We start from the raw sequence: 13,756 nt of genomic DNA, 5'->3' as shown, positions 1-13,756 counted from the left end.
CGAATTACTTGCGGGACGCTTCGAACAGGTTCGACAGCGCCAGTTCGTTGAGCACCGGCGGATGCTGCTTCTGCAACTCCGCGAGATAGGCACGGCGCATCAGGTTGGCGCGCTCGGCGCGGATCTGCTGGACCAGCTGCTCGCGGACCTCCGGCAGCGTCCGGGTGTAGGACGCCTTGGTATCGACCAGCTTGAGGATGTGCCAGCCGTCGTCGAGGCGGATCGGCTCGGACACCGCATTCTTGGCGAGGCCCATCACCTGCGAGCGGATCTCCGGCCGGATCTGGGTTTCAGCCAGCCAGCCGAGATCGCCGGTGTCGGTTTCGGTACGCGCGACGGCCATGAAGTCGGCCCCCGGCGCCTTGAGCTTGCGCAGCGCCTCGTCGAGCTCCTGCTTGGCCTTGTCTTCCGTCGCCTTGTCGGCATCCTTCGGCGCGGCAATGAAGATCTGCGCCAGCTGGAACTGGCGCGGCATCAGCAGCGCGGCGCGATTGGCGTCGTAGACCTTCTGCAGCTCATCCTCGCTCGGGAAGTTCGCCGGCGGCGTCGACACCGACTGCAGGTACAGCTCGACCATCGCATTCTCGCGCACCCGCTCGAGCTGCGCCGCGACCGTCGGCTGCTGGTCCCACTTCTTGGCCTGCAGCTCCTGCAGCACCAGGCGGTTGGCGAGCAGCATGCGCACAGCCTGGCTGAGCAGCGCCGGATCCTTGGCGAACGCCGTCTGCTCGCGCGGGCCGAGCGCGGCGACATAGGCGCGCAGCTCGTCCGCCGTGACATTGGTGCTGCCGACCTTGGCCACCACATCATCGCTCGCCGCGGCCCTGGATGAGGCAAGGCCCTGCGTCGCCGCCGGCGCCTGCGGCGCGGCAGCGACAGGCTGCGGCGCGGGCTTCGGCTTCACGGGGGCCGGTGCGGCCCGCTGCGGCGCCACGGGCGGAACCGCGGTCTGAGCCAACGCCATTACCGGTGCCGCAGCCAAAGCGACAACGGTCGCCACGGTGGCGGTCTGCGCGATCTTGAACATGGAGGCCCGGGAACTCATTGGGTTACCTTTTGGTCGAGGAACTTGTCGTAGGTATCTTGCAGCTGGTTCTGCAGCTCGACGCGACGCAGCTCGAGCACCGGCTCGCGCGCGACGACGGTGTCGCCGATGGTGACTTCCTTGTAGCGCTGCACCAGCTCCTTGCCGGCCTTCACCAGCAGCGTGTTCTTGGCGACGCAGCTCTTGGTGCTGGCCTTGTAGGTCGCCGCCTCGCTCTCGAACTTGGCGCGCTCGGCGTCCTTGCTGCGTGCGACGGTAGCGGCCTCCTCATAGGCCGACTTCCATTTCTCGAGGGTCTGGTCACGCTCCTCGAGGCGGTGGTTGAACTCGTCGACCGCCTCGCGATGCTCCTTCTCCGTCTTCTTGACCTGGGCCTTGGCGGCGTCGATCTCGGCCTTCATCGCCACCTTTTCACGGTCGGCGTCGGCAATCTTGGCCTGCAGTGCCGTGCGCTGGTCCTCCAGCGCACGGGTCTGCGCCGTGGCGCTGCGCAGGGCTTCACGCAGGCGATCGGTCTCGGACTGGGCGGACGCCGCGCTGGTCATCAGCGTGGCGGCCGCCAGCACGGCGAATGGAAGGGAGCTGCGCATGATCAGAACCTGGCGTTGAGGTCGACTTGCAGGACATCGACGCTGTAGGGGAAGCCGGAGATGTTGTTGGCACTCATCCAGCGCAGCGAAGCCCAGACGTTCTCGCTGAGGCCGAGATTGCCGCCGAGGAAGTAGCCGCGCAGGTTGGTGCCGCCGAGACCGAAATCCGAATCCGCGAAGGCGTCGATGGTCGCATCCGACTCCAGGTACTTGTAGCCCGCGTGCACGTTCCAATCCCAGAGATGCTTGATCTCCTTGTTGCCGACCGTGACACGCCCCATCCAGCCCGTGTTGCCGCCGTTGAACGGTCCATAGTCCTTGCCGGGATAGTTCGGGCCACGATTGTTGATGCTGTTCATCTCCATCAAACCGCGATTGAACGCCGTGTTCACGACGTACTCGCCGTCGATCACGATGTGATACGGATGGAAGTGGCCGAGATCGAGCTGGGCGCTCGCCACCAGCGGCCGGAATTGGCTCGCGAGACCGAAATACTGATAATTCGGCGCCGGGTAAGTGGTGGACAGCACCGAGTTAGGCCCGCGGAGCATCATGTAACTGTTGCCCTTTTGCGCGAACGACGGGCGGGTCAGGTCGGTCTCGCAGCTGTCGGATGGGTTATAGACGATGCAGTCGGTCGACTGCCGCCCCTGCACATTGGAGAAGTCATAATAGGCGACGCCGAGACGCAGCGAGTACTCCGGGCTGAACCGCGCGGCGAAGCCGACTTGGCCGCCGAACAGCCACTTGTCGTTGCTCGCATACTTCGTCGGCAGGGCGCCGTTGCTCGGCGCCGTGCCTGCATTGAAGTCCGTGTTGTAGATCGGGAATGCGCCCGCGACCGCGAACGGCGTGAAGCCCTCCCAGATCTCGCGCTTGGCCTGGACGGCAAAGCCGTCAAAACCAAGTTCGCGATACCACACGAGGTCGGTGGGCGACCAGAACGGGTTGTCGAAGCGGCCGGCCGACAGCGTCAGGTCGTCGCCAAAGGTCTGGTACTTCAGGTAGGCGCGATCGAGCCACAGCGCGTACTTCGAGAAGTTACCGCCGCTGTTGCCCATGGACTGATTGGTGGAGACCGGCGAATTGGTCTCGCCGGTGGCGATGCGCAGCCCGGCGGTGAAGCCGTTGAAGAGATCGGCTTCCATGCCGAGGCGCGCCCGCAGGCGGAACTGGTTGCGGTCCTGGGAGGCGTTGTTCGTCGGCGGGTACTGGGTACCCTTGCTGGCGTCGTAAGCCGACGCGCTGTTATTGATGGCGTTGAAGTTCCAGGCATCCTGCTGGTCGTTGCCCGTCGGAAAGAAGTTGCCCTGATAACGGACGCGCGCATCGCCATAGAAGCGGATGCGCTGCGCCCATTCGGGGTAAGCACCGGGGGATGCCCAGTTTTCCTTCTCTGCCTTCGCCATCACCTCTTTCTTAATCTCGTCACGTAACTGCCGTTTGACGATTTCAGGCACATAGGTGACGTGGCGGGTGCCCGGAGGCTGGGCAGCGGCGGCCGCGGCGGTCGCCGCCTTGGTGGCATCGTCGGCCTTGGCGCTGGCATCCTTGGCCGCCTGGCGCGAAACGTAAGCTTCGTCCTCGGCCTGCTTGATCAGCAGCTTGGCCTGATCTTCCTTGATGACACCCTGGCTGACCAGCATGTTGACCAGATTGATGGTGGCGTTGGGAGAGGTCGGCTTGGCCTGCGAGACGGCCGGACGCTTCTCCTTCTTGGCAGGCGCAGCCGCGGCGGGGTCTGCGGTCTGGCTCAAGGCCGGCGTCGCACAAACGAGCGCGCACAGCGACACCGCGAGCGGGATCGCCTGCCAACCTGCGTCTGCATTGTTCTTAAACATCAGTCCCCCAGTTCTCACTCGTCACGTCTGAAGTTGAAATCAGGACAGCTCAGCTCGGCCGCCGCGCGGTAACGCGGGTGACCACGGGCATCGGCATGTCCTTGGGTGGCGGTTCACGCAACATCATGCCGTTGAAGACATCGTTGCGAATGGCAGCATCGACTTCGGCGTCGCCGGTGGACGACACCAGTTGGATCCGGCTGATGCGGCCGGTGCTGTCGGCCCACAGCCTGATCTGCACCTGCATCGCCGCCCGGCGGGTCTTCGGATTGGATTCCAGCGCGCTCTGGATCTGGGTCGTCACGATGCTCGTGTACCAACCCCAGCGGCTGCCGCCGCCCCCGCCGCCGCCATAGGGATTGCCACCCGGCTTGCCACCGAGATTGAACAGGTCGCCCGGCCCGGTTGCCTTCGCATCCAGCGACAGCGGTCCCGGCGGCTCGGCGTTCTTGGCATCCTTGATCGGCTCGTCCTTGGGCTTGTCGAGCGGCTTGTCTTCCTTGAACTCCGGCTCCGCCATCTTCGGCTGCTCGATCATCTTCTGCTCGGGCTGCTGCGGCGGCGGAGGTGGCGGAGGTGGCGGCGGCACGACATTGACGATCGTCAGCTCGCGCACCTGGCGCGGCGGCGGCATGTCGTCGTGGCCGAGGAACATGTAGATCGCGCCGCCGAACAGCACGATGATCACGGCCAGTACGCCGACATAGCGCACCATCGCACTACGCTCCGAATTGCGCGGCCGACGCGGGCCGCCAGTCGGTGCGGACGATGTCGCTGACGGGCCGCTGCCCGCCGGCGTAGGCTGGCTGCTCGGCGCAGCCGCGGAGCGGCGCGCCAACAGGGCGTCCTGGTCTTTCGCCAACAGGCTCATGATGCAGCCTCGAGCGTTGCCGTATCCGCCGGCCGTTCGGTCACGTACTGCATGACGAAGCGGACCAGCGTGTCGAAGTCGGTGGTATCGAGCATCACCGTGGTGTCGGCGGCGGCCTCGATCACGGCATGGTAAGTCCCGCGGACACCGTGGAACTCGACATAGGCGGCCTGATCGATGGTCAGCCGCGAATGAACCCCACGGTCGAGCGCCAGCATCAGCGATGCCTCTCGACCGCCGAAACGATCGCGCAGCGCTGCGGCGAGCTTGACCAGCAGCGCCTCGCCATGGATCGGAAACGGCAGGATAGTCGCACCGTCGCCGGCAAGGGCACGCTGCGGCACCCCCATCTCAACTGTCGGCCGCGTCGTGTGCGGCAGCGGCGCACCCGCATCGCGGTCCGCGGTCAGCACCGTGTCGCGCAGCCAGGACCAGAGGGTCCTGCGGGGCGGCTGTGCGTGCGGCAGTTGCATGATCATGGCTATGACCGTCAGCTCGTTCACTTCACCAGCGGCTTGGTGGCGAGCCCGACCTGGTTGAGGCCGATGCGGCCAAGCAGGTCGAGCACGTCCATGACGCTCTGGTACTGGGCCTGCGCGTCACCGCGCAGCACCACCGGGAATTCCGGCGTCAGCGCCTTCTGCTGCACCAGACGCTGCTCAAGCTCGGGCAGCGTCACCGGGATGGTATCCAGGAAGATCTTGCCGTCATTGGCGACGGTGATCGCCTTGGTGGTCTGGGTCGCGAGGCTCGGCGCCGCCGACGCCTTCGGCAGGTTGACCTTCTGGCCCTGCACCGTCGCCGTGGTCATGATGATGAAGATCACCAGCAGAACATAGGCGAGGTCCAACATCGGAGTGATGTTGATGTCGTCATACGGCTTGGAGTCGGCCTGGATCTGCATCGCCCTTACTCCGCCGCGATGCGGTGCTGCTGCGGATCGGGCCGGTCGGCGGAGTAGAATTCCGCCATCTTGGTCACGAACTCGTCGACGAAGACCTGGATGTCGCTGGTCAGATCCTTGATGCGCGAGATCAGGTAGTTGTAGCCGAACAGCGCGGGGATCGCGACGCCGAGGCCGGCGACGGTGGCGACCAGCGCCGCGGCGATACCCGGCGCGATGGCATTGACGTTGACGTCGCCGCTGGCCGCGATCGCCGCGAAGGTGATCATGACGCCGACCACGGTGCCCAGCAGGCCGAGGAACGGACCGCCGGAGATCGCGATGGTCAGCACCACCATCATGCGGTTGAGCCGCTGCATTTCCTTGACCACGCCGCTGTCCAGAGCGGCACGAATGGCGGCGATCGAGGTTGCCGACAGCACCGGCGTCGAGGTGCCATACTGGGCGAAGCGATGGCGAATCTCGGCCGCGCCGATGTGATAGATGCGATAGAGCGACGACGACTTCATCATCTTGGCGTCGGCTTCACCGAGACGTCCGCCCAGGGTCGAAACCTCGTCGGCATCGCCGCGGTCCATCATCGTGAGGTCGTGGGCGATCTCACGAAAGCCCTTCATGAACTGGGCGTTCGCCTTGGCCTGCTTGTTCAGATACGAGGCGCGATCGAACATCACGACCCAGCTGATGACCGCCATGATCAGCAGGATGCCGATCACGACCCAGCCGTCGAGCGTGACCGACTTCAGGATCACGGCGAAGTAGCCGGACAGCCAGCTCGCCGTCTCCTCGTCGACGCTGAACGAGATCAGCTTGGCCTGGTCCGGACCCTGGCCGATGGACGCGAACTTGATGAAGCCGGCCGAGCGGGCGGCCTTGCCGATCTGCAGCTCGTCGATATCGCCGGCAAAGCCAGCCATCGCGGCCACGGCCGCGGCCGGTGCGGCTTCTGCCGGAGCAGGGGCGGCGGCAGCGCCACCGTCCGCAGCCGACGCAGCGGGGGCCTCGGGCTGCGTGGTTGCGGACGGCGTCGTCGCGGCCGCGACCGGAGAAACACCGGCGGACGGAGTATCAGCTCCGATCAGCGCAACGGTGTTGAGAGCGGGCAGCGCGGCATTGAGCGAAGCATAGACCGCGCCGTCGAGATAAACCGTAACCTGGCCGTTGGCCGCCACCACCGCGAGGTGATGCCAGCTGTTCGGCGCCACCGGCGCCGCGGCGCCGCTGCGCTGGGCCGTACCGGCATTGGTCACCTCGGCGAACGGCGCGCCGTTGTCGAGGCCGATGACCAGGGCATTGGCACCATCGCGGCGGCTGTAGAGCGCCGCATTCGGCTGCAGTGCGGCCGGCTTGATCCAGGCCGACCAGCTGAAGGTGCCGCCCGCGGCCTGCGCCAGCGACGAGGACGCCGGCAGCGTCAGGCCGGTGCGGCCATCGAGACGCAGGCCATTGCCGATCAGCGCGCCTTCCGCGGGCTGGCCGACGCTCTGGGCGTTGTTGGCCCACACCGACGAGTCGAGCGACGGCGTGCCGCGCTCGTTGAAGTGATAGACCAGCAGCGTGTCGGGATCGTAGGTGCCCTTGGCGTCGCTGGTGGCGATCGCTTTCTTGTTGCCGTAGTACAGCCAGATGTCGGCCTTGGCACCGGGCTGCACGTTCGGCACCGCCACCCACACCAGCGCCTCGCCGAGCAGCGAATCATACTTCTCGACGTGATGCTTGAGCGGCGTCTTGTCGTCGCCGGCGACGAAGCGCAGGTCGCTGCCGTCATCCTTGGCCGAGGTGAAGCGGAAGTTGCCGACGTGCAACCGCATCAGCACCGGCGTGGTGCCGACCGGATCGGTGATGTTGGCACCGGACGCGCTGGTATCGACGGTGACCTTCTTGCGCAGCTGCCACTCGTCGTTCCACCAGGCCTTGGCCGGCGACACCGACAGCGTCATCGTCGCGATCGCACCCAGCAGCAACCCGGACAGGACCCGTCCACCGCTCCGACGCAGGCGCCGCATCTCACTCCACCCCATTGTCATCAGAATTCACCCCAGATCCGGAAATTCACGCGGGGGTCTCCCGCATGCGTGTAGGTTTGACTGACCATCGGCACCGAATAGGCGACAACGCCATTGAATGTGTCGAACACCTTGAAGCGCGTGCCGACGCCGTAGCTCCAGATGTCGAAAGTCCTGTCCTGGCTGATGAGCGGCCGGTGGATCGACGCATGGCCACCGTCGGCGAACGCAAAGAGCCGCCATTCGTTGAAGGTATTGAACGGCAGCGGCTTGTCGCCGCCCGCGCTCTTCATGCGGGACTGCAGCATGTCGCCGATGTTCGGGCTGCGCAGCTCGATGTTGCCGGCAATGCCGTCGTCGCCGAGCACCTCGGACTCAAGATAGCCGCGCACGGTGTCGAGACCGCCAAGGCTGAACTGCTCGCTCGAGACCAGCGCGCCGTCGGAGATCTGCCCCTGCGCCTTGCCGTACAGCTGGAAGCCTTCGGGCAGCTCCTGGGTATGCGACAGATCCGCATTGAGATGGGTGAAGTTCGGCGACGCGTAATAGCGCTTGTTGTCGAACTCGTCCCAGGGACTGCTCGGCGTGCGCATGTTGTAGGTCACCGAGGCGTTGAACTGGGTGGTGAACTTCTCGGTCTGGAACGTGGCGCCATAGCTCGCCACCAGCGGGAAATAGGTCACCGGCGAAGAGAAGCCGTCGGTACCGAGCTTCACCGTCTGGTCGAAGTGCTTGTAATCGATGCCGACCGACAGCGTATGGAACAGACTGTCGCGCGGCGGCAGGGTGATGACCGCGCGCCCGCCGAAGATCTGGCCGGGGCCGACGATGTTGGTGCCGCCGACGGTCGCGACATTGCTGCTCGACTTCACCGCGTAGAACAGCACGCTCAGCCAGTCGAGGTCGGGAATGCGCGCCAGATACGATCCGGAGAACACCTGCGCGTCGTTCGGCCGCTCCGGCGCCACCTGGTAGGTGAAGCTCAGCGAATGACCGAGCTGCCAGAGGTTGTCATAGTGCACCGTCGCGCTGAGGCGGGTCGGCGTCGTGCTGGGCGACTGGCGATTGTTGTATTCGAGCGAGGCGTGCAGCGGCGCCTTGTCCTCGACGTTGAGGTCGACGTCCACCGTGCCGGGCGCGACACCCGCGCGCAGCGCCGGCGTGATGCGGCGGTCCGGCCACTGGTTGAGCGACACGATGTCCTTGGTCACGTCGGTGAAGTTGGGAACGCCGCCTTCCTTCAGCGACGGCGCGCCAGCCTTGATGCGGCCGAGGTCGAAGTAGCGCGAATTCTTGATCCGGAGCCGGCCGACCTTCAGCTCCGACACCTTCAGCGTGACCACGCCGCCCTGCACATTCTGCTGCGGCACGGCGACGCTGACCGTCTGGAAACCCTTGTCGTGATAGGCCTTTTCGAGCGCGGCGCGGGCTTTCTCGACATCTTCCGCCGTCCTGTTCGGACCGAGGAACGGATAGATCGCCTCTTCGATCTCGATCTGCGGCAGCGTGTCGGCGCCCTGCACGGCGAAGTCGTCGATGTTGAAGCGCTGCAGCGGCGCCGCCGGCTTCGCCTGCTGCGCGGGCGTCCCCGCGGCCGCATCGGTGGCCGCCGCCTGGTCGGCCGCCGGCTGCTTGGCAGCCTCGGCCGGCAGCACGCCAGCCAGAGCACCGACAATGGTCACGGCCGCGGCACCCTGCCGCAGCTTCGCACCGCCCCGCATCCGAGGCTCGTTACTTTGCTGGTTCACCTGACTTCGCACCGACGTCCGCTCGCTTGTTGCGGGCGCGCGCCAGCGCGGTCAAAACCACCGCGGCCGCACACCCCTCATTGAACAGACGACCGGGCGGGACCTAACCCGCAAAACTTTTTGTTGCCGACGGAACGATTTTTAGGAGCTTGTTGGGAAATCGGTGCTTCGCCCGGCGTCGCGCGCCGGCAGCTGGGCTCAGCTGAGCAGCACGACGCCGCCGGGCAGCGACGTCACGCGGGCGCCGAACAGCTGTTCCACCTGGGCGACGAAGTGGTCCAGCCGGTCGAGCTGGAAGGTGCCGTTGACGACGCGGCGCCGCAGTTCGGTATTGGTGACGATGATCTTGCCGCTGCGATAGCGATTGACCTCATCGACCACGCTGGCCAGCGGCCGGTCGCGCACGATGATCAGCCCGGAACGCCAGGCCAGGACCTGATCGGTATCGACCGGTGCCGCCGTATCCATGCCTGCACTGGAGTAGGACACCTGCTCCGAGGGCTGCAACGCGATCGACTTGCCGCCATGCGTCACGGTGACGGCGCCGCCGAGGCAGGCCACCGTCACCACCCCATCGAGACAGCGGGCATTGAAATCGCCCTGCGATGCCGTGATGCGACCATCGCCGGCCAGCATCACCAGCGATTTCGACGGCCCGTGCTTGGCTGCAACGGAGGCCTCCCCGGAAATCAGCTCGATCCGGGTCTCATCCTGCGCCGCGCGCAGCGCAACGCTGGTCTGGGTGTTCAGCTCCAGCGACACATCCGGCGCAATCGCGACACGGCGCTGCTCGCCCTTGCCGGTGCGATAATCGGCGGACAGCTCCTCGAGCGACGGCCACAGGCCGAGCGGCGGATGCACCACCATGTAGCTTGCCGCGGCCGCCGCGACGGCGCCGCCCAGCATGGCACGGCGCGTCATGATCGGCCGTGGACGCGGCGCCATCGGCACCACCGTGGCGGGAGCAGCCGGTTCAGCCGCGAGCTCACGCGCGGCGATGCCGGCGTGACGATAAAGGCGTGCGGCGGCCTTGAACGCCGCCTCATGGGCCGGATCCTGGTCGCGCCAGCGCTGCAGCGCCATGACGTCGGCACGCGTCGGCGCACCCGTCTTCAGGCGAACGATCCAGCCGAGCGCTTCATCGAGCAGCGGGTCGCGATCGGGCGTGCGGGTGGGCTCTGTCACGATCGACCGCCCGCGCGCACACAAAGCAGAGCACGCCCGCGACACGTCGGCGCGGCCGGATGCACCCTCGTGCACCGCCACTTACTCCGAGCAAATGTCGCCACGCCCAGCTTTGTCATTCCCTCCGACACCCCGTCAAAACGCTGCCGACAGCTTGTTCCGCGTGCGGTCTCTCTATCTGTAGACGACTGAGCCCCCCCTATCCCGAAGAAAAATCGGGGGGAAGTTAAAAATTGGACATCGATTCGCCGCCAGTCGCCGAATTCGGGGACGGGCCGGCATCTCAAATTATTCGGCTCACGACAGGAGGGCGCCTCGCCCCCACCCGTTTCTAAACGCCCGATCCGATCAGGACCGGAGGCGCGGCCCACCGAGGCGCCGCTTCAATGGATGATCCAGGCAATCCGCACAATGCTGCAAGGCCATTTTCAAATCATTTTCGACGGTCCGCAGGCTGACCTGCAGCCGCTCGGCAACCGCCTGGGCCGGCACGCCCTCCACCGCCACGCTGTGCAACACCTCCCGCGGCCGCGCCGGCAACGCGGCAAGCGCGCGCTTGAAGCCCTCGATCTCGGAGCGCGCCTCGGCCACCCGGGCCGGATCCGGCCCCTCGTCGGAGATATCCAGCAGCGCATCGATCTCGGCGACGCTGACGCGGTGGTTCTGCGCCTTCTGCCGATCCTTTGCAATGTTGATGGCAGTGCGGAAGATGTAATCCGCCGGGCTGCGCACGGTGACTGAATCGGTCACGCGGTCGAGTCGAACAAACGTCTCGTGCAGGGCCTCATAGGCAAAGTCCGACGATCCCAGCCGGCGCGTCAGCTTCCGGACCAGGCCATCATAATTCTCGATCAACTGGCCGCGCAGCCTTACTCGGTTGATATCAGCCACGTCTCGCGGGCCCCCACACGCAACTCCCGCACTCATACAATCGGGAGCGCGACGGTGGTAGCCGTGACGGACTACATATTTATGACGACGGGATGCAGGACGGTCGCACCACCCATGCGAGTGAATGTCCGCCACGCGCCGACGCGCAGGCAGCCGTCGCGGACGGCGCCGTCGGGCAGCGGCATGTTGAGGCGTCGGCCGCTCCGACGCGGCATCACGACTGATCGAAGTCGAGTGTGATCCGGACCTTCAGGCGCTCGGGAAGCTCCGGCGGGATCGGCGGCAACGGCTGAGCGCGGCGAATTGTTTCAACCGCCTCCTTGTCGAGTACCATCCGCCCGGAGCTGGTTTGCACCCAGACGCCGAGCAACGTGCCGTCGCGCTGCATCGCGAACACCGTCTCGACCACCCCTGGCGGCAAGCCCGGGCGAGAGCGCTTGAAGCGCGCAACATGGCGCAGCAGCGCCTGCTGGAATTTCAGAGCAGCACGATTTGGCGACGCGTCGGCCGGGGCCGGGGCCGCACGCGGACTTGGCGTGTTGGCGTCCATCGGCGCCGTTGCGCGCGGCGGCGGCGCGACGGCGGGATCGTCAGTCACCACGGGATCGGTGCGGTCGGACGGCATGTCGGATGGCGTGGACAGCGATGCCGGCATCGGCTGTGACGCGGGCGGCACCGGAATCGGCATCGGATCGGGGCGCGGCAGGACCTGCACCTGCACCACCGCCGCCTGGTCGCGGCCCGCGGTGCCGGCCGGCACCTGCAACCGCACCCAGTAGAGCCCGCCCACGAACAAGACCACCGCCACAGTCGGCGCCAGCACCAGCCGCGCCACCTCGCCCGACGACCACGCACTGGGATCGTCCGGCTTGAACGCGGTGGTCAACGGACCTTGCGCCGCCGAAGGATCGCGCACGTCGTTCATTGCAGCGATCTCACCACGATGACGACCCGAATCGGCTGCGGCGTGTTCGAGGGCGCCGGGCGGCTGATGACCAGGCCGCGCAGCGCAGACGCGACCGCCGCGTCGCGGTCGGGATCGCCGGTCGAGCGGAACAACTCGGTGCGCTGGATCACGTGCGACGGATCGATCCACAGGTCGAGCACGGCGCGATAGCTGCCGGCGCGGGTGCGGCTGTTCTTCTGCAGCGCCTTCTGGATGTCGCTCTGGATGCTCTCGCTGTAGTCATGGAAGCGTGTCGAATCGTCGCTGGATTCACCCGCCCGTATCCGAAGCGTGCCGAGGGAGAGCTCGGCCGTTGTAGCCACGCCGAACGGGCTCGCCGGCGGCTCGTTGGCGGCAGCCGGCGGCGGCGCCAGCGTGATGGCGTCCGGGCGGATGTAGCGGACCCTGAGGTCGCTGCCGGTAATCATCAGGTTGAGCGCGTCGGCCGGGGTGTAGGCGCCCTCGACGGCGATCGAGCGGCGGCCGGAGGCAGAGGTGCTCTCATAGAGCACCTGCACGCCGGTGCGCTCGCCATAGGCCTGCAGCGCGCTCGCCAGCGGCTGCGCCGGGATATGGAATTCGATCGGCGCGTCGGCATCGACCGTCTGACGCTCCGCCGCGGCGGCGGCACACAGACCAACGGCCGCCAGCGCGGCCAGCGCCATGACGATGGCCGGACGGCGTCGCAGATTCTTTATAATAAAGTATGCGCCCGGCGCGGCCGCACCGGCGGAGGTTACGAGTGCCGTCATTGCTCTGGTTCAGCCGACCCGCCCGCGAAGAGCCACGACCGATCAGCCCGCTTGCGTGATGAAGAAGCCTGCCGACCGTTTCTCGAACCGCGGGATCGGATCGGCAGGGCGCGAGCCCTGCTTTTATATCGGAATTGTGACAGCCATCTAACCGGAGGCGCCGTGTGAGACGGAGCGGTCCGCGGACCGCCCCGTCATCCTGACACGGTCAGATCGTGCGGCCACCGTCGACCGGCAGCACCACGCCGGTGAGGAATTCGGCCTCGTCGCTCGCCAGGTACACACAGGCGCTGGCGATGTCGGACGGCTTGGACATCCGTCCCAGCGGAATGGTCGAGACGAACTTGGCGCGGTTCTCCGGCGTGTCCGGCACGCCCATGAACGATTCCAGCAGCGCGGTGGCGCCGATCACCGGCGCGATGCAGTTGACGCGGATATTGTCCGGCGCGAGGTCGAGGGCCATCGACTTCGACAGCAGGTTCACCGCGCCCTTGGTGGCGTTGTACCAGGTCAGCCCCGGCCGCGGCCGCACGCCGGCGGTCGAGCCGATGTTGATGATGCGGCCGGACTTTTGCTGCCTCATCACCGGCACGGCGGCGTTGGTCATCAGGTAGATCGACTTGACGTTGATGGCGAACACCTTGTCGAACTCATCTTCGGTGACCTCGAGCAACGGTTTGTTGCGGAAAGTCCAGCCGGCGTTGTTGACGACGATGTCGAGCTTGCCGAACGACGACACCGCCTGCTGCACCGCGCGCTCGATATCCGCCTTCCTGGTGACGTCGCCGCCAACCGCGACCGCGCCCTTGCCGGCCGCCGCCGCCACCTTGGCCGCGCCCTCGCCATTGAGATCGAGGATCACCACGCCCGCGCCCTCGCGCACGAAGGCATGGACGATCTCCTCGCCGAAGCCCGACGCGCCTCCGGTGACGATGGCGGATTTACCTTGCAGTCGCATGTTGCTGGTCCTTGTTGAA

At 66.3% G+C, this 13,756-nt stretch carries 13 protein-coding genes; all 13 read right to left on the bottom strand.

Annotated features, from left to right (window positions below; translation table 11 throughout):
• Positions 1-4: 4 nt before the first annotated feature.
• The gene (locus AB4Z37_RS09695; RefSeq protein WP_441516513.1) at positions 5-1,027 is read right to left on the bottom strand and encodes a peptidylprolyl isomerase; all 1,023 of its coding nucleotides are present in this window, start codon (positions 1,025-1,027) and stop codon (positions 5-7) included.
• Positions 1,028-1,041: 14 nt separating this feature from the next.
• Positions 1,042-1,635: a hypothetical protein gene (locus tag AB4Z37_RS09690; protein ID WP_441516512.1), complete on the bottom strand. Its 594-nt coding sequence runs from the start codon at positions 1,633-1,635 to the stop codon at positions 1,042-1,044.
• A gap of 2 nt (positions 1,636-1,637) precedes the next feature.
• Positions 1,638-3,476, bottom strand: coding sequence for a putative porin (locus tag AB4Z37_RS09685; protein ID WP_441516511.1), 1,839 nt, complete (start codon positions 3,474-3,476; stop codon positions 1,638-1,640).
• A 49-nt stretch (positions 3,477-3,525) separates the two neighbouring features.
• Positions 3,526-4,191, bottom strand: a complete 666-nt coding sequence (locus tag AB4Z37_RS09680; protein WP_441516510.1) for a TonB C-terminal domain-containing protein — start codon at positions 4,189-4,191, stop codon at positions 3,526-3,528.
• Positions 4,192-4,343: 152 nt separating this feature from the next.
• On the bottom strand, positions 4,344-4,826 hold the full coding sequence (locus AB4Z37_RS09675; RefSeq protein WP_441516509.1) for a hypothetical protein: 483 nt from the start codon (positions 4,824-4,826) through the stop codon (positions 4,344-4,346).
• A 20-nt stretch (positions 4,827-4,846) separates the two neighbouring features.
• Positions 4,847-5,251, bottom strand: a complete 405-nt coding sequence (locus AB4Z37_RS09670) for an ExbD/TolR family protein (RefSeq protein ID WP_441516508.1) — start codon at positions 5,249-5,251, stop codon at positions 4,847-4,849.
• Between the two features lie 5 nt (positions 5,252-5,256).
• A complete protein-coding gene (locus AB4Z37_RS09665) occupies positions 5,257-7,278 on the bottom strand; it encodes a DUF2341 domain-containing protein (protein ID WP_441516507.1) in 2,022 nt (673 codons plus the stop codon).
• Positions 7,278-8,978 carry a ShlB/FhaC/HecB family hemolysin secretion/activation protein gene (locus tag AB4Z37_RS09660; RefSeq protein ID WP_441516506.1) on the bottom strand — a complete coding sequence of 567 codons (1,701 nt, stop codon included), beginning with the start codon at positions 8,976-8,978 and terminating at the stop codon, positions 7,278-7,280. Before AB4Z37_RS09660 ends, AB4Z37_RS09665 begins: the two co-directional genes overlap by 1 nt.
• Before the next feature lie 225 nt (positions 8,979-9,203).
• Positions 9,204-10,190 carry a FecR family protein gene (locus tag AB4Z37_RS09655; RefSeq protein WP_441516505.1) on the bottom strand — a complete coding sequence of 329 codons (987 nt, stop codon included), beginning with the start codon at positions 10,188-10,190 and terminating at the stop codon, positions 9,204-9,206.
• A gap of 348 nt (positions 10,191-10,538) precedes the next feature.
• Positions 10,539-11,081: an RNA polymerase sigma factor gene (locus AB4Z37_RS09650; protein WP_441516504.1), complete on the bottom strand. Its 543-nt coding sequence runs from the start codon at positions 11,079-11,081 to the stop codon at positions 10,539-10,541.
• 214 nt (positions 11,082-11,295) lie between these two features.
• On the bottom strand, positions 11,296-12,006 hold the full coding sequence (locus AB4Z37_RS09645) for a TonB family protein (protein WP_441516503.1): 711 nt from the start codon (positions 12,004-12,006) through the stop codon (positions 11,296-11,298).
• A complete protein-coding gene (locus AB4Z37_RS09640; protein ID WP_441516502.1) occupies positions 12,003-12,779 on the bottom strand; it encodes an STN domain-containing protein in 777 nt (258 codons plus the stop codon). The genes AB4Z37_RS09645 and AB4Z37_RS09640 overlap by 4 nt, the downstream gene beginning before the upstream one ends.
• Before the next feature lie 208 nt (positions 12,780-12,987).
• Positions 12,988-13,737 carry a glucose 1-dehydrogenase gene (locus tag AB4Z37_RS09635; RefSeq protein WP_441516501.1) on the bottom strand — a complete coding sequence of 250 codons (750 nt, stop codon included), beginning with the start codon at positions 13,735-13,737 and terminating at the stop codon, positions 12,988-12,990.
• Positions 13,738-13,756 lie beyond the last annotated feature (19 nt).

The sequence above is a fragment of the Bradyrhizobium sp. 2TAF24 genome (assembly GCF_052115025.1).
Classification (GTDB): domain Bacteria; phylum Pseudomonadota; class Alphaproteobacteria; order Rhizobiales; family Xanthobacteraceae; genus Bradyrhizobium_A.
Note: the sequence above shows the minus strand (reverse complement) of the source record. Positions and strands in the feature narration are given on the sequence as shown.